Origin of the sequence: Ruegeria discodermiae (genome assembly GCF_030758345.1) — a bacterium.
Taxonomy (GTDB): Bacteria; Pseudomonadota; Alphaproteobacteria; order Rhodobacterales; family Rhodobacteraceae; genus Ruegeria_C.
In genome coordinates, this window is record NZ_JAVAMO010000006.1 from 194,874 (window position 1) to 210,595 (window position 15,722).

The 15,722-nt window shown below is 61.8% G+C and carries 12 protein-coding genes; 6 read left to right on the plus strand and 6 right to left on the minus strand.

The genetic code is table 11. The annotated features are described in order from the left end of the window. Positions 1–323 precede the first annotated feature (323 nt). From Q5Y75_RS15620 to Q5Y75_RS15630, 3 genes are all read left to right on the plus strand, one after another. On the plus strand, positions 324–1,334 hold the full coding sequence (locus Q5Y75_RS15620) for an AraC family transcriptional regulator (RefSeq protein ID WP_306199100.1): 1,011 nt from the start codon (positions 324–326) through the stop codon (positions 1,332–1,334). 164 nt (positions 1,335–1,498) lie between these two features. Then, entirely contained in the window at positions 1,499–2,425 is a 927-nt protein-coding gene (locus Q5Y75_RS15625; RefSeq protein ID WP_306199102.1) for a glucokinase, read from the plus strand. A gap of 3 nt (positions 2,426–2,428) precedes the next feature. Then, a complete protein-coding gene (locus Q5Y75_RS15630; protein ID WP_306199104.1) occupies positions 2,429–3,409 on the plus strand; it encodes a Gfo/Idh/MocA family protein in 981 nt (326 codons plus the stop codon). A gap of 19 nt (positions 3,410–3,428) precedes the next feature. On the opposite strand, the gene Q5Y75_RS15635 is transcribed toward Q5Y75_RS15630, so the two are convergent. The 4 genes from Q5Y75_RS15635 to Q5Y75_RS15650 all read right to left on the minus strand — a co-directional run bounded on the left by Q5Y75_RS15635 (position 3,429) and on the right by Q5Y75_RS15650 (position 10,831). After that, a complete protein-coding gene (locus Q5Y75_RS15635; RefSeq protein ID WP_306199106.1) occupies positions 3,429–3,773 on the minus strand; it encodes a hypothetical protein in 345 nt (114 codons plus the stop codon). 60 nt (positions 3,774–3,833) lie between these two features. Further along, positions 3,834–8,261 (minus strand): translocation/assembly module TamB domain-containing protein, encoded by a 4,428-nt coding sequence (locus tag Q5Y75_RS15640; protein ID WP_306199108.1) that lies wholly within the window; start codon positions 8,259–8,261, stop codon positions 3,834–3,836. Continuing rightward, positions 8,258–10,063: an autotransporter assembly complex protein TamA gene (locus tag Q5Y75_RS15645; protein ID WP_306199110.1), complete on the minus strand. Its 1,806-nt coding sequence runs from the start codon at positions 10,061–10,063 to the stop codon at positions 8,258–8,260. The genes Q5Y75_RS15640 and Q5Y75_RS15645 overlap by 4 nt, the downstream gene beginning before the upstream one ends. Before the next feature lie 183 nt (positions 10,064–10,246). After that, complete coding sequence (locus Q5Y75_RS15650) at positions 10,247–10,831, minus strand: VOC family protein (protein WP_306199111.1); 585 nt, start codon at positions 10,829–10,831, stop codon at positions 10,247–10,249. 329 nt (positions 10,832–11,160) lie between these two features. Between Q5Y75_RS15650 and Q5Y75_RS15655 the strand changes: the two genes are divergently transcribed. Next, positions 11,161–13,137 (plus strand): DEAD/DEAH box helicase, encoded by a 1,977-nt coding sequence (locus tag Q5Y75_RS15655; protein WP_306199113.1) that lies wholly within the window; start codon positions 11,161–11,163, stop codon positions 13,135–13,137. Between the two features lie 17 nt (positions 13,138–13,154). Here the strand turns inward: Q5Y75_RS15655 and Q5Y75_RS15660 are convergent, their stop codons facing one another. Continuing rightward, positions 13,155–14,135: a type I glyceraldehyde-3-phosphate dehydrogenase gene (locus Q5Y75_RS15660; RefSeq protein ID WP_306199115.1), complete on the minus strand. Its 981-nt coding sequence runs from the start codon at positions 14,133–14,135 to the stop codon at positions 13,155–13,157. A 75-nt stretch (positions 14,136–14,210) separates the two neighbouring features. After that, positions 14,211–14,561, minus strand: a complete 351-nt coding sequence (locus Q5Y75_RS15665) for a hypothetical protein (RefSeq protein ID WP_306199116.1) — start codon at positions 14,559–14,561, stop codon at positions 14,211–14,213. Between the two features lie 199 nt (positions 14,562–14,760). On the opposite strand from Q5Y75_RS15665, the gene Q5Y75_RS15670 reads away from it, so the two are divergent. Both Q5Y75_RS15670 and gcvH read left to right on the plus strand, forming a co-directional pair. Further along, a complete protein-coding gene (locus Q5Y75_RS15670; protein ID WP_306199118.1) occupies positions 14,761–15,117 on the plus strand; it encodes a hypothetical protein in 357 nt (118 codons plus the stop codon). Positions 15,118–15,253: 136 nt separating this feature from the next. Next, on the plus strand, positions 15,254–15,613 hold the full coding sequence (gene gcvH, locus Q5Y75_RS15675; RefSeq protein ID WP_306199119.1) for a glycine cleavage system protein GcvH: 360 nt from the start codon (positions 15,254–15,256) through the stop codon (positions 15,611–15,613). Positions 15,614–15,722: the final 109 nt, after the last annotated feature.

A 15,722-nucleotide genomic window follows, 5' to 3' on the forward strand; every position in this document is an offset into this window, starting at 1 on the left:
CGACACCTTGATGCCGGCTAGCAGAACCATTTGCCCTAAATTTTAAGGGCTTGTCCCGTACTCTGGTTTATTGCTGGTTAATTGCCTATCTCGCTGGAAACAATTCGGTTTTTGACCTTTGATTGGCAGGGGATCAGGCTTGGCCGCCATGTGTCCGCCACAGTCCCGTCATCTCGAATCATGGGGCGGATATGGCCGATAAACAGGCACGCTAAATTTGCACCCGCCATATTGCCGGGTGCAAAGGAAACGGCCTATGCTACCCGCAATGACACGATATTTGACGACAATGCGCCTTCGATTTGCACGGATATCTTTGCCGAATGCCTAGCACCTCACCAAGGCATGGGGCCGTCTATGCAAAAGAGTTGGCCATCGACCTGCTCGCGCGGGGATACAAACCCCGTCAGGTATTTGACGGTACCGGCATTTCCCCCGACATCATCCATCAGGAAAAGCCCTTCGTGGCTTTCGAGGCGATCGCCTCCTTCTTCGAACATGCGGTAGAGCTGACCGGCGAAGACACGTTGGGCTTTGATCGTGGCGCGCAGCGCGAAATGCGCCGGTCCGGGGTAATCTGTTATGTCGGAATGGCGGCCCCGACCGTTCTGGACTTCATCAAGAACGTTGCGCGCTATCGCCGCGTCTTCAGCGATGCGGTTGAGATCGATGTCGATCAGTTGGACAGTGACGGCATCCTGCGCTGGTATTTTGCGGTCCCGACCAAGGTGCGTCGCCGTCAATATGTGGAATTTGGCGCCTCTGGCCTGCTTCATGCCATGCGGCAAGCGGCAAATCGCGAGTTTCGGCCGCGCCTGGTGACCTTCCACCACATGCGCAACAGCAATCAGGATCGGTTTCGGCAGTATTTCGGCTGCGATGTCAGGTTTGGCGAGGCCGAGAACGCCTATCATTTCCGGCGCGAAGACCTGGATCTGCCCCTGCTGACCGCCGACAACGATCTTTATTCGGTTCTGACCGAATATTGCGAAGCGATCCTGAGCGACAAATCGCGCAACCTGCCGCCGCTGATCGTTGATGTCGAACGGGCCATCGCCGACCGGCTTGCCAAAGGCGAGGCCAGCCAGGAAGAGGTGGCGCGTGCCATGGGCATGAGCCCGCGCACCCTGTCTCGGCGCCTCGCGGCTGAGAATACCACGTTTTTCAAGACGTTGGAGCAGCTTCGCCGGGCGCTGGCGGTCAGCTATCTCAAGGATAGCGATCTGGTGTTGGCCGAAATTGCCTTTCTGCTGGGCTATTCCGGATTGAGCAGTTTTAATGACGCGTTCAAACGCTGGACCGGGCAGACACCGGGTCAGTTTCGCCTCGTCTGAGAGCGGGTCGCGCGCGATTTTAATTAATTTACTTTGCGAAATAAAAAAGCTACGATACCCCAAATGTGCCCTGTCCGGGCCCAATTGCACGCAGATCTCCGGCAGTTTTTCCGGGACGCCCGTTGGTCCCGAAGCTGCCGTATTATACCAGATGAGGAAGGTCGATGTCTGTTCTTGTTGCCGATGTAGGAGGGACCAATGCCCGGCTCGCCATGGTCCGGGACGGAATCCCAACCGCCATCAAGCGATACGATAATGACAGTCACTCCTCGTTCTATGAGGTGTTGCAGGCCTATCGGGACAGTATCGATAGCCCCCCGGTCGAGGCCTGCTGCGTGGCTGTGGCGGGCCCTGTCAACGCTGATCATGCGCGACTGACCAATCGGGATTGGGATTTCGACGTCGATGATCTGCGCTCTGTTCTGGGCGGGCCAAAACATGTGCGGCTGACCAACGACCTTGTGGCCCTTGGCTATGCGTTGCCGCATTTGCGGGCCGAGCAACTGGACGAAATTCGCCCCGTCCCCGGGCCGGCCGCCAATGATCAGGCGCTGGTCGCCGGGGCGGGAACCGGGTTCAATGCCTGCCTGCTCAAGGGCACGACGGTTGTAGAGGCGGAACTGGGCCATGTCAGCCTGCCGGTGAGCGTCGCGGATGTGCTGCGCGCGGAGTTGGGCGGGGCTGCGGAGCGGTTCGAGACCAACGAAGACTTGTTCTCCGGGCGCGGGCTGGCGCGGCTTCATCAAGCGATCTCTGGCACGCAGATGTCGGGGCCGCAAATCCTTGAGCAGTTTGCCCAAAGCCCGGGAGGGTGCGAAGCGCAGCGCACCGTCCTGCTCAGCGCGCGACTGCTGGGCATACTGACCCGCGAAATGGTGCTGCAATACCTGCCGCTTGCCGGGATACATTTTGCCGGGGGTGCCGCGCGCGGCATTCTCGGGTCCTCTGCCGTGTCTACGTTTCTGGCCGCTTTCGAGCAGGATGGAGTGCTGGCAGATCAGGTTGCGCGCGTGCCGATCAGGCTGATCGCCGATGACGCTGCCGCGTTAATAGGCGCGGCTCATTTCGTGACAAGCGGCAAGAAAGGATAAGACATGGGCGACGCGCTGTTTCGCTGGGGCATTTTGTCGACATCAAAGATCGGGCGCGAGCAGGTCCTGCCCGCGATCGCCCGCTCGGCCTCCGGGGTGGTTCATGCGATCGCCAGTCGCGATCCGGCGCGTGCACAGGCCGAGGCCGCCCGGTTCGGCGCGCTGAAATCCTACGGCGACTACGACGCGCTGTTGGCCGATCCCGAGATTGATGGTGTCTACCTACCGATCCCCACCGCCCATCACGCCGAATGGTCGATCCGCGCGGCGCAGGCGGGCAAGCATGTGCTGTGCGAAAAACCCATTGCTTTGAAGGCCGCAGAGATCGACCCGATCATCGCCGCGCGCGACAGCACGGGCTGCCTGATTTCCGAGGCGTTCATGGTTGCCTATCACCCGCAATGGCACAAGGTGCGGGACCTGATCGCCGAGGGCGCAATCGGACGGTTGCGCCATGTGACAGGCGGGTTCTCATACCATCTGACCGACCCGGGCAATATGCGCAACAAGCCCGATCTGGGTGGCGGTGCCTTGCCCGATATCGGGGTCTATCCGGTGGTGTCGACCTTGCTGGCCACCGGGGCCGAGGCGGGGGAGGTGACCGGGCAGGTTGAGTTTTCGCCCGAGTTTGGAACCGATATCTACGCCCGCGCCAATGTCGCCTTTGATGGGTTCAACCTGTCCTTTTACGTCTCCAGCCAGATGGCCCTGCACCAGTCCATGCGGTTCATGGGCGATGCGGGCTGGATCGACGTGCGTGCGCCGTTCAACGCGGTGAATTACGACTATGCCGAGGTCGTGTTGCACGACCAGAAAAACGCCACACAGACGGTCTACAGGTTCGATGTGAACCAGTACGAGCTACAGGCCGATGCCTTTGTCGCCGCCTGCCGTGGCGACCGCAGCAACGTCTTTCCGCTGGAGATGTCCAAGAAGGTCCAGCAGGTGATCGACGGGATCTATGCTGCAGGCGGCGGACGTTAAGCAGAACCGCTGATCACCGCTATGTGTTGCACTTGGCGTTGATCTCGGCGATGCGGGTATCCAGCTTTTTCTGGTAGTCGCCCGACAGGATTTCCAGCTTTTCGTTCTCGGTGTCTGTCACGATCCCCAGCAGCGCGCCTGCGGGCGTGATTGCGGTGGCCGAGACAAGTTCCTGGCTTTGCGCGTATTTCTTTTCCGAATTCAGCGCCCGCAGATCCCCTTCGGCGGTGGCGCAATTGACCGGTTTGGTGGACGGGTCCTTGAGCGGTTGCATCGTGCAGGCGGAGGTTAGCAATACCGCAGCGGCGGCTGTCAGCAGGAGGGAATTTCTGCCTGGTATGTATCGTGTTTTTGTCATGGTCATTCTGGCCTCGTTCCTTCTGTATGCGGTTGCGCGCGATGGGTTGGCACCACGCCTTGCCGGTCAATAGTCACGTTCAAAAAACACGCCGATCCCGGTGCTGCCCGTATTGTCCACGCTGCCTTTCAGCGTGATGTTGTCGGTCACATCCAGGTTAAGGTTCACTTCGGTCTCGCCTTCGGTATTAACCGTGAAGTCGGTATAAAGCTCATCGCTCAGATAAGCGCCCGCGCCGAAACGACCGCCGCCGCCTTCGTTGGCGCCGATGTCGATATTGCTCAGCCCGGTGCTATCGCGCACACCTTTCGTTGCATCGCCACCGGCACCGCTCAGCTGCGCCAGCGAGGCCGCCATCTGCGCCACGACCAGCGGCGACAGTTCCGAAAAGCGATTGCCGAAGAGCAGCATCGCCAAGGCCTCTTCGGGGGGGCGCTCGGGATCGGAATAGACCTGGATTTCGGGCAGATCGAGCGGCCCAGAGATTTCCAGCGTCGCCTGACCATCCGAGGTTGTGGAGGTGGATTCGAACTCGATATAGGGGTCCAGATTGCCCTGCAGCGCGACAATGCCCTTTGTCAGTTCCAGGCGCCGTCCCAGCAGGTCCAGATTGCCTCGGATCAGCTCGATCTGACCCGAGGGCGAGACATTGGCTGTGGTTCCGCCGATATTGATCGCCCCGCCCAGTTCCGCATTCAGCCCGCGCCCGCGCACGAACAACTTGTTGGGAACCACGATGTCGATATTCAGGGACGTTGTCGAATCGCTGCGCCCTTCCTCTTCGTCCTGCTTGATCAGACCGGCATTCTTCAGCGTTTGGTAAACCGCAGGGGATTCACCCACATGTGTCATGTCGGGGATCGGGGCGGCACTGGCCGACCCGGTGGCGGCGTTGAGGTTGATATTGGTCTCGCCAATATCAATCCGCCCGGCGATCGCGTTGTTGCCCGCCAGCGCGCCAGTGATGGCGATCTGGCCATTGGCCGAGGTTTCGTAGAGCAGGTTGTCGGTCAGCACCAGCTGATTGAGCGCGATATTGATGTCGGTGTTGAGCGGCGGTGTCAGTTGAATGGGCCCGTTGACCTGAATGTTGCCGCCGGTGCGGATGGCCGCATTCATGGCAACGGTCGCGGTGCTGTTGGCCATCGTCACGGTGCCATTGATGCCGGTCAGCGTCTGGCGCGCACCGGGGATCGCCAGTGCCGCACCGTTGGTCGAAATCGTACCGCTCAACACATCAAGCGCCGGTTGCCCCTTGAGGGCGAGGTCGAATTGCGCGGTGCCTTCGATCTTGTTGGGCGAGATGAAATTGTTGGCGATACCGATATTGACCTGACCCTTGGCCGCCAGATCGGCATCGCCGCTGGCTTCGTCAAAGGTACCCTTGAGCGTCGTGGACACATCCGCCGGGCCGGTGGCCTGACCATCGATGGTCCAGACACCATTGTCGCGACGCGCATTGCCATTGGCGGTGAGCGAGCCGGGGAAATCGGGTATCAGCCGTTCGACCTGGTCAAGCCTGGCCTCGAAGTCGAAATCGGCATTGCCGTTCAACTCGGCCGACCCGTCAAGCTTGGCAAAAGACGAGGCCGGGCCGTTCAGTTGCACAACACCGTCAAACCCGGATCCGGTGCGCGCCACATCGCCCTGCAGTTTCATCTCTCCACTGCTGAGCGTTGTGATCCGGCTGATATCATCAAGTGCGGCCGAAAATGTCAGCTTGCCGCCAGCTTCCTGCAGGGTGCCGCTGGCCTGCGCCGAAATTGCCGTTGCGGCGAGGTCGAAATCGCGGATGTTCAGACCCGCGTCGGTCTTGGCAGCATCCGCTTTCAGCGTGGTGCGACCGGTGATCAGCTTGTCGAGCTGTTCGATGCCGCTGCGCAGATTCTGCGCGTCAAGACTGAGCTGAATATCGAAAGTCTCATCCGCCACCGCGCCCGAACCGCCAAGCGTCACGGCTACCGAGCCGCCCAGATCGCGCTGCGCCAGATCCGAGAATAGCGACAGATCAGAGGCGCTGGCTTTGATGTTGCCATTGGCCGCATACTCTTGTGCCTCGATCCCCGAAACGGTCACTGCTCCGCTGGCCTTAAGCGTTTTGCCGGTCACATCGAAATCGCGGATGGTCAGCGTGTCATCCGCGTTTGCAGCGTCGATGGTGATCTTAAGGTCGCCCGCGATCAACGGGTCGATCTGGTCCATGCCGCTTTTGAGGTCTCTGCCGGAAGCCTGCGCCTGAATGTCAAAGCTGCGAACCTTCAGCGCGCCGCTGCCTTTGAGCGCTGCCGTCAAACTCCCCGCCAACTCCCGTCCCGCCAGATCGGAAAAGATCGACAGGTCTTTGGCAGAGAGGTTCACATCCGCCTCCGAGACGGCATAGTCACCGCTGTCGATCCCGGTCGCCATGCCCGTCGCTTCAGCCGAAAAGCTGCGGCCATCGATCTTGAAATCCCGCAGTGTCAGGCCGTCGCTGTCATTCTTTGCGTCCAACTGGATGCTGGTGTCGCCGCTCAGCAGCGGATCGACCTGTGACAGCCCGCTTTTCAGGTCCCGGCCAGTCGCACTCATCTGAATGTCGAAATGCTTGTCCTTGATGGCCCCGCTGCCTTCGATCTCGGCGTTGATCGTCCCCGCCAGATCGCGCTGGGCCAGTTTCGAGAACAGCGACAGGTCTTCGGCGGCCACCTTGGCGCGTCCGTCACCGCTGAAATCGCCCTCCGACCCGGTCAGATTGGCGGCGGCTTCGACCGATAACGTCTCGCCGGTCAGGGTGAATTCGCGAACCGTCAACCCATCCGTGTCGCGCAGCGCGTCGAGCGTGATGGAGACCGGGCCATCGAGCAGCGGGTCGACCTCGCCCATGCCGCTTTTCAGGCCGGTGCCATCGGCGGTCAGCACAAAATCGAAACTGCCCCCCAAGGGCGCGCCGGTGCCGTCCAGGCTGGCCATCACCGACCCGGCCAGATCACGGCCCGCCACGCCAGAAAACCGCGACAGGTCGGAAGCATCCAGCATCACGTTGCCATCCATCTCGAAGCCGCTGTTCAGCCCCTTGATGTCCACATCCGCCTGCGCGGTGACATCGCCGCTGATCAGCTCGAACTCGGACAGTTTCAGCTCGCCATCACCCAGCAGGTCAAAGAACCCGTCCAGCGTGATCGTGTCGCCTGCCGCCTCTGCCAGTGCCGGATCGCTGAAGCTCAGCCCGTTCAGCGCGGCCTGCAGATCACCGGTCAGTTCCTTGCTGCCAGTCTGGTTCAGTTCGCCCTGCGCGCCGAGTTTCAACTGATCCAGCGACATGTCCGGAGTCGAGACCGCGTTGGCGCTCAGGTTGAGGTACCAGCCCTCACCGCTTGCCGCGTCCAGCAGCAGCGAAAACTCCGCCGCCTCCAACTGGGTGACCGGATTGGCGACCGGCAGCACGACCGCATTGCCATCCGGTGGGGTGATGCGACCCTGAATGGCCAGCTTTTCCCACACACCGTCGCCCGCGCGTTCCACTTCACCTTCAAGGCGCAAGGCTTCCGAGGTCAGGTCCAGCTCGGAAATCGTTAGCCCACCATCCGGGTCGCTGCGGCCATCCACCACGAGCCGCGTATCGGTGCCGAAAAACGGATCGAACCGGGGTTGCAGGAATGGCGTCAGATCGCCCCCCACATCGGCCGCAAAGGAAATGCTGGTCTCATCCTCGGCATCCGGGGTCGGAACGCCCCGCAGCCGCACCTGACCCGAGACTCGTTCCGTGTCGTCGCTGGTCAGGCCGATATCGGCGGTGAAATCATCCACTGGGCCTTCGCCTTTGGCGGTAAGCAGCAGGGGCGGTGAATCGGGCAGGTTCAAAGCGGTCGAGATAATCCCGCCCGCATCCTCAACCACCTGCAGATCCAGCGTGATCTGGGTGCTGGAATTGACATAGCCAGCGGTCAGTTTGACGCTGTCGCCGGGACGGTCCTGGCGTGTGACCTCCAGGTTGGTGTCCAGCGTACCATCAGCCAGCGACAGGTTGCCGTTGACCTCCAGCACCGCCGCGCGCCCGATCAGCGGCTCGCCCAGGCTTAGCTTGTCAACGCGCAGCTCTTCGATATTTACCGCCACCGGCAGTTCCGGCACCTGAAAGGTCGAGGCACCCGGATCGGGCGGCGGAGTGTCCTGTTCAATGGGTTCGGGCTTGCGCGCGATGTCGATCTCTTCGGCGGATAGCGTATTGACCGAGAACCGCCCGCGCAGCAGGCCTAGCCGGTTCCAGTCCAGTTCCGCATTCTTGATGGTCAGCCAGACGCCGTCATCATCCGAGACGGTGATTTCCTGTATGGTCGCTCGCGAGCTGAGGGCGCCTTCCAGACCCACCACTTTCAGGTAACGGCCATCGCCTGACAGCGTATCCTCAAGAAAATCGACCAGCAGCCCGCCGGTTTCTTCCTGCGCCACCGCCGGGGCAGGGACCTGGCTGAGGCAGAGTGTGACTGCCACGGCATATGGAGCTGATCTGATCAAAACGCCTGTCCGATCCCGATATAGAATTGCAGCCCGTCACCGGTATCACCGCTGACCGGAACCGCCAGGTCAACCCGCAGCGGGCCGAACCCGCCCAGATCATAGCGTACCCCGATCCCGGCACCAGAGTGACTTTCCGAGTCACCCGTGACAATGGCATCGGCACCGACCATGCCATAATCGTAGAACCCCACCAGCGAGATGCTCTCGGTCACGCGGCCCCGGACCTCGGCAGAGAGGCCCAGAAACGATTTGCCCCCTGCAACCTCGTCGCCAACCGGAATGCCGAGGCTTTCATAAGGTTGCCCGCGCACGGTGCCGGCACCACCGGAGAAGAACAGATATTCCGGGGATACCTTGTTCAAGGCCGGGCCGCCGACCGATCCGACTTGAACGCGACCGGCCAGCACCAGATTGCCATTCGAGGCGACATCGAAATAGGTGCGCCCATCACCATAAAGCTGCGCGGCAGTTTCGGTGCCGGAAATACCGATCAGCGGGGTGAAGCGCCCATCCAGAAAGAAGCCGCGCGTGGGGTTGACCTTGTTGTCCCGCCGGTCCCATTCGGCCCGGAACGGCACCAGCAGATAGCGGAAGGGCCGGTCATCGCCAAAGGCGTCGTCGGCCTTGGCGTCGCTTACAGCGACATAGGCTTCGGCAAAAAGCGCGGGCGAGAACACCCGCCGTGCACCTACGCCCAGCAGCAGGGTCGAGATGTCATAGTGCTCGCGATTGCGCCTCTCCCACTGAGCCAGATAGAACATGCTGTCATCCGGACCCAGCCGGTCGGGCATGTCCAGCCGCATACCGATGCGCCCGTCGATATCCTCGTCGCCGCCAATATTGCGCAGCGCTGCCTCGAACTTGAAGCGTGCGGCGCGGCGGAACACGTTGCGATGATACCAGGCAAGGCTCAGGTCGAGGCCCTGGTTTGACGACAGCTCGACCCCGAAGCTCAGCCGTCTTGGCGGCATATCCTCGAAGGTTGCATCGAAATCGAGGCTGCCATCGGGGTTTGCGGTTTCGTATTCGGTGATCCGGACGCTGCTGAAGGTCCCGGTGCGGCGCAGCCGGGTTCCGACCTGCTGGACCTGCGCGGGGGAATAGATCTCGCCGGTGGGAAAGCCTGCGATCCGGTAGATCGACTCGGGCCTGACGCGGGTATCGCCCTTGATGTGCAATGTGCCGAAGGTCAGCCTCTGCCCCTGGGCCACATCGATCTGCGCATCGAGACGCGCCTGCGTGTGCCTTGCGGTGATCTTTTGATCGCCGATCGCGGCCTTGGGGTGGCCGACATCGCGCCAGCCCTGCACGGCGGCGGTGGCCGCCTGCTGAATGGTGCCGGTGCTGGCAGGGCGACCGGGCGCGAAATTTTCCGGCAGTTCGGTGCCGCGCGCCAGCGGCGCGATTTCCGCCGCGCCAAAGGTGAAGGACGGGCCGGTCTTGACCGAGATATTGACCGACTGCACCGCGCCGGGCGTGTTCAGTGGATCGATATCCGCCGCTTCCTGACCGTCGAGGCGGATGTTCACAACCGGACTGAAATACCCGGCATCATAAAGGATTTGCACCAGTGTCCGGTAATCCGCCAGGGCCGCCGACAGCAATTCTAGCGGGGTGTCCAGACCGCGCGCCTCAGCGTTCAGAACCGATGAACCCTCTTCCAGCTTCTCGCGCAACTCCTCGGAGGCACCGGGGGCCGAAAGCCCGGTTTCCAGCGCCCAGAGCATGGAAGGCGATAGCATCACGCAGGCCATCATGCAGCCGCGTTTCACTGCTTTCCACTTACCGAGACCTGTCATGGCCGGCTCCGAATTGCCTCAATGTTCCGACGGTTTGCCCACCCGAATGGCACCGTGCTTGTTCACCAGTTAACACATGCGGGGCGCGTATCGGAAAGGTATTTTCTGCCCGCAGACACTTTCTATTGGGTTTATGTGACCATGGCCCCACGAAATGGGGGTTCTGCGGGCCGATATCGGCGGTCACTCGGTCGGATCGCCGATATCGTGATGCCCTTCCTCGCATTCCCACTGTATGCCGTAACGATCGACGAAATAGAAATATCGGATGCCGCTGATGATATCGGCGGTGGCCTGTTTTTGCGCGGCATCCGCCTCGACCGCCGCATCGAAAAAGCGGAAATCGGCTGGGGTTGTCGGGCTGATCCGCTCGGGGCGATAGTCCGGAGCTTGCGAGATCATCCGCGTGTCGGGCTGCGCCTGAACATGGGCAAAGGCGGCATCGATGCCTGAAACCTTGAGTGCGACATGTCCGACACGGCGGCGGTCAGTCGTGGCCAGGTCATAGTCAAGCGATTGGCCTGCGGGCGCGTGATACTCCATCAGTTCCAGCGTCATCGCATTGGCGGGCAGCGCCATGAAGGCGATCGAGACATCGACCCTGTCCCAACCCTCGCCAAAGCCCGCGCTTTTGGCGAAGCCTTTGTTTCGGAAATGGGGGAAGATCTGTAGCGGCTCGGCGCCGAGCAAGTCCTGATAATAGGCAAGCGCGCTGTCGATATCATCGACATTGATGCAGATATGGCTGAGGCCGGTGATGGTGAGCATGGCATGAAAGTCCCGGAACAGGATACGGATGTCTCATCCTAGGCGGGTACAGGCCGTCACGCCAGTCACCCGAAGGTTAGGTGCTATGGCAGTCTCGATTGACTGAGGCTGTTGACCTGAGGCACGCCCCAGACGGAATGGCCGCCATGCGTCCGGCGCACAAACAGGCATAAACCGCTGAAAATCCGACATGGGCGCGCCATTTTCGCGCTTCTCGCCGCAACAAGCCCTGTACATGCCCGGTGCAAAGGTCTACACGCGCGCCTTTGTTGGCCGGTGCCGCGACTTCGAGCCTCCAGAACTGTTTACAACAAGAAGATGGAACGGCTGTGAAGAAGACTCTCGCTGATGCGCTGGACGCGCGTGGATATACCACCCTTACCGCTGTGCAAGAGGCGGTGACGGCACCTGAAGCCATCGGGCAGGACCTGCTGGTCTCGGCCCAGACCGGGTCAGGCAAGACGCTGGGCTTTGGTCTGGCCATCGCGCCGGGCCTTCTGGGCGAGGGCGACGTGTTTGATCCTGCGGATGCGCCGCTGGCGCTGGTGATTGCGCCGACGCGGGAACTGGCCCTGCAGGTCAAGCGGGAGTTGGGGTGGCTCTTTGAGAACACGCGCGCCATCGTGACCTCGACCGTGGGTGGCATGGATATGCGTGACGAGCGGCGCGCGCTGGCACGCGGCAGCCATATCGTTGTCGCCACGCCCGGACGTCTGCGCGACCATATCATGCGCGGCTCGATTGATCTGAGCGCGCTCAAGGCGGTGGTGCTGGACGAAGCGGATGAGATGCTGGATCTTGGCTTTCGCGAGGATCTGGAGTTCATTCTGGAAAACGCCCCGGCCGAGCGGCAGACGCTGCTGTTTTCGGCCACGGTGCCCCCGGCCATTGCGAAGCTCGCCAAGAGCTATCAGCGGGACGCGATCCGCATCGCCACCACCAGCGGATCAAAGCAGCATGCCGATATTGACTATCGGGCCTTCAAAGTGTCCGCGCGTGATGGCGAGAATGCGATCATCAACGTGCTTCGTTACTATGAGGCGCCCAACGCGATTGTCTTCTGCAACACCCGCGCGATGGTCAACAGGCTGACCACGCGCCTGTCCAACCGTGGATTTTCCGTCGTTGCCCTGTCTGGAGAGCTGTCGCAGACCGAGCGTACCCATGCCTTGCAGGCCATGCGCGACGGGCGGGCGCGGGTGTGCGTCGCGACCGATGTTGCGGCGCGCGGAATCGACCTGCCAAATCTCGATCTGGTGATCCATGCGGAACTGCCCAGCAATCAGGAAACGCTGCTGCATCGCTCGGGCCGCACCGGCCGGGCCGGGCGCAAGGGCGTCAGCGCGCTGATTGTGCCGCCCGCCGCGCAGAAAAAGGCGCAACGCCTGCTAGGCTGGGCGAAACTGACCGCAGAGTGGGATGAAGCACCCTCCGCCGAGGCGGTGTCTGCGATGGATGAGGAGCGTTTGCTGGCCAACCCGGACTGGCAAATGCCGGTTGAGGAGTCGGACCAGGATATGGTCACGACCCTGACCCAGGCGTTTACCGCCCAACAGATCGCGGCGGCCTATCTCAGGCTCTATCGCGAACGCCATTCCGCGCCCGAGGAGCTGTCCGATATCGGCGAAGCCCCCAAACCGCGCGCGCCCTTTGGTCCCAGCGTCTGGTTCTCGCTGGACGGCGGGCGTGACGCGGGGGCTGAGCCGCGACGGTTGCTGCCGATGCTGTGCAAGCGGGGCAAAATCTCGCGCGAGGATGTTGGGGCTATCCGCATTCAGCCCAAGGAATCGCTGATCGAAATGCGCGAAGGCGCGGTTCAGGGTTTCCTGACGGCAATCGGGTCCGAAATGGTGCTGGAAGGCGGGGCGTTGTTGACCCGGCTGGCCACCCCGCCGAAGCTGGATCGCGCTCCGCGACACGACAAACACTCTGGGTCCAAACCCCGCAAACCGCGCGACGCGGGACCACAAGCCAAAGGCAAAACGCCGGGCACCACCACGCCGGTGGATTGGAATGACGATCCGAAACCACGCGTGAAAAAGCCCAAACCGGGCGCGAAACCCGGACACCGGAAGGGCCCGAAACCCATAGCGGCGCAACCGCCCGAAGCGGTTGTGGTCGAGCCTGCCAAACCCCGCAGACCGGCAGGTGGATCCAAGCGGAGCGATGGCAAAGGGGATCGTCCGCGCGGGCCCAAACCCCCCATCGGCAAACCGTCGAGCAAGAAGAACCGTGCGCGTCGGGCTGCCGCAGGCAACGCCGGTGGGATGGCGGCACCGATGCGCAAGGGCGGCGGTAAACGGTAAGCCCGGCTGCGGGCCGCTCAGGCCATCAGCCGGGCCACATCCAGCATCCGCGCGGAAAAGCCCCATTCATTGTCGTACCAGCCAAAGACGCGCACCTGGCGCGGTCCGGTCATCCGGGTCTCTGGGCCTGCGAGCACCAGCGACTCGGGTCTTGCGCGCAGATCCGAAGAGACCAGTGGTTGATCGGTCCAGCCCAGGATGGGCGAGGCGTCGATCGCGGCACGCAGGGCGCTGACGAACGCGTCTTCGCGGCAGTCCTGCGCCAGTTGAATAACCAGATCGACCGCCGAGACGCTGGCGCTGGGCACGCGAACGGCGGCCCCGCTGATACGCCCGGCCAGTTCCGGCAGGACCTCGTTCACCAGATGCGTGGCGCTGGTGGTGGTGGGCACCATTGACAGCGCTCCGGCGCGCGAGCGGGCCAGATTGCCGCGCGGGGCGTCGACCATGGGCTGGCTGTTGGTGTAGCAATGGATCGTCGTCATATGCGCCGTCTCGATCCCGGCAATGCCGTGGATCACCTTGATCAGCGGCGCCAGCCCGTTGGTGGTGCAGGACGCGTTCGACACGATCCGCGCATCGCCCAGTTGATCCTCGTTGGCGCCCAGAACAACCGTCAACTCTGCAGCCGGCGAGGGGCCGGAAATCAGCACCTTGCGCGCGCCCGCATCCAGACCGCGCCGCGCCACATCGGAGGAGCGCGCAACACCGGTGCAATCCAGTAGAACATCAACGCCCGACAGATCGATCCGTTTCAGGTCGTCGCTATGGGTGAAGGGAATGTACCGCCCGTCTACCACCAGCGTCTCGGGCGCGGTTTCGACTCGGCCGGGATAGGGGCCGAAGGTGCTGTCATACTGGAACAGATAGGCGCAGGCCCCCAGCGGGGCGATGTCGTTGACGCCCAGCAATTCGATGCCCGCGTCGGCGGGCAAGGCCAGTATCTGGCGCAGAATGGTGCGGCCGATGCGGCCAAATCCGTTGATCGCGAGTCTCATGCCGCAGATATGCCAGCGCTTGACGGGCAGCTCAACGACAGCCGCAATATTGATACAATTTAGCTGGTTAGGCGGTTAAGAGGCCGGAGCCGCCGGGCATTGCACCTGGGCAAAGAACTGGCCCGAGATGTTTTCATACATCGTGTTGCCCAGAACCCGGCATCCCGTCGCCTGCCGGATCGCGGCGCTGGCCTGAACCGGACGCGGGCGCGCGGGCTGGCCAAACGGGTTAAGGTTGTTCATGTCGCGCGTGGCCCGGTAGACCACCGGGTTATCGGACACCTGCCGCACCGCCCAGGTCCGGCTCATGACCGAGACATTCTTGCTGGGATAGGCGTTCGGCCCCCCCGACAAGGCGAACGGATCGCTGCAAGCACCAAGGCCAAGCAAAATGGGAGTGACCAAAAGGGCAGCGCGAATTTTCATAACTCATCTCCGTGGATGCGACATCTCGTTGAACCACACCAAATTTTTCATCTTATGGGAAGCCCCCGCAGATCAATCTGCGCGCGTGGCGTCCAAAATGGCACGGGTCGACCCCGTCGGTGAATTTGGGTCGTGACCCTAGACGAGCCCTGCGGTCCATGCGAGCATGACTGCAACACAATTTTATCGCGAGCCTGCCATGAAACAGATTTTTCTAACGCTTTGTCTGAGTTTTGCTTTGGCGGGGCTTGCCGTCACGTCGCAAGCAAAACCCCTGTCGCGTATCATCGCCGAAAGCGGGTTGTCGCCCGAGGATTTTCAGCTGATGCGGCAAGCCATGGGTAAGCTGGTTGTGAATGGTGTACCGCAGGTTGGAAAGACCGTGGCATGGGAAAATCCGGCGACCAAATCCAAGGGCTCAGTCACCTTGGAGGAAATGCGCGACAATTGCGGGTTCCTCAGTCAGCAGGCGCATCCCAAGGGTGCCGAACAGCCCGTACAGATTCGCAGCCGCATGTGCCGGCAAGCGGATGGCAGATGGCTGCTTGTGCCCTGACCCGGTTGGGTCCCGCGCCGATAACCTCCGCCGAAGGTCGATGCATTGAACGCTTGCGCTTGCGGCGCAGGCGGTCCTAGGCTTTGGCATGCCGATTGGGGCGCCAGGGACAAGTGCTAGGTCGAGGGAAGACAGCATGAAATATACCGAAGAACATGAATGGCTGATCGTCGAGGAGGATGTGGTGACCGTGGGCATCACGGCCCATGCCGCCGAACAACTGGGTGATATCGTCTTTGTCGAGCTGCCCGAGATCGGCTCTGATGTGGCCAAGGATGACGAGATTGTGGTGATCGAGAGCGTCAAGGCCGCGTCCGACATCCTTGCGCCACTGGATGGCGAGGTTGTTGAGGTCAACGAGGCGCTGGCCGACGAGCCGGGCAAGGTCAATGAGGACCCGACCGGGGCCGGATGGTTCTTCAAGCTGAAAGTGTCCGACATGTCGCCGATAGACGACTATATGGACGAGGCCACCTATAACGCCTTTATCGCCTGACTGTTCAGCTTTTCGCTGGGGGATCGGGCTGTTTTCACATTGAGGCGGGCCGCGGGCCCGCCGCTCTTTTGCTGGCCTGTCCTTGCGGACAGGCGCTGCCGCTTGTGGC

Excerpts from the sequence above, each read along its gene's own strand:
- gcvH (WP_306199119.1), top strand. The coding sequence starts at position 15,254 with ATGAAATATACCGAAGAACATGAATGGCTGATCGTCGAGGAGGATGTG.
- Q5Y75_RS15635 (WP_306199106.1), bottom strand. The coding sequence starts at position 3,773 with ATGACCATGACAAAAACACGATACATACCAGGCAGAAATTCCCTCCTG.
- Q5Y75_RS15630 (WP_306199104.1), top strand. The coding sequence starts at position 2,429 with ATGGGCGACGCGCTGTTTCGCTGGGGCATTTTGTCGACATCAAAGATC.
- Q5Y75_RS15625 (WP_306199102.1), top strand. The coding sequence starts at position 1,499 with ATGTCTGTTCTTGTTGCCGATGTAGGAGGGACCAATGCCCGGCTCGCC.
- Q5Y75_RS15620 (WP_306199100.1), top strand. The coding sequence starts at position 324 with ATGCCTAGCACCTCACCAAGGCATGGGGCCGTCTATGCAAAAGAGTTG.
- Q5Y75_RS15665 (WP_306199116.1), bottom strand. The coding sequence starts at position 14,561 with ATGAAAATTCGCGCTGCCCTTTTGGTCACTCCCATTTTGCTTGGCCTT.
- Q5Y75_RS15670 (WP_306199118.1), top strand. The coding sequence starts at position 14,761 with ATGAAACAGATTTTTCTAACGCTTTGTCTGAGTTTTGCTTTGGCGGGG.
- Q5Y75_RS15645 (WP_306199110.1), bottom strand. The coding sequence starts at position 10,063 with ATGACAGGTCTCGGTAAGTGGAAAGCAGTGAAACGCGGCTGCATGATG.
- Q5Y75_RS15660 (WP_306199115.1), bottom strand. The coding sequence starts at position 14,135 with ATGAGACTCGCGATCAACGGATTTGGCCGCATCGGCCGCACCATTCTG.
- Q5Y75_RS15650 (WP_306199111.1), bottom strand. The coding sequence starts at position 10,831 with ATGCTCACCATCACCGGCCTCAGCCATATCTGCATCAATGTCGATGAT.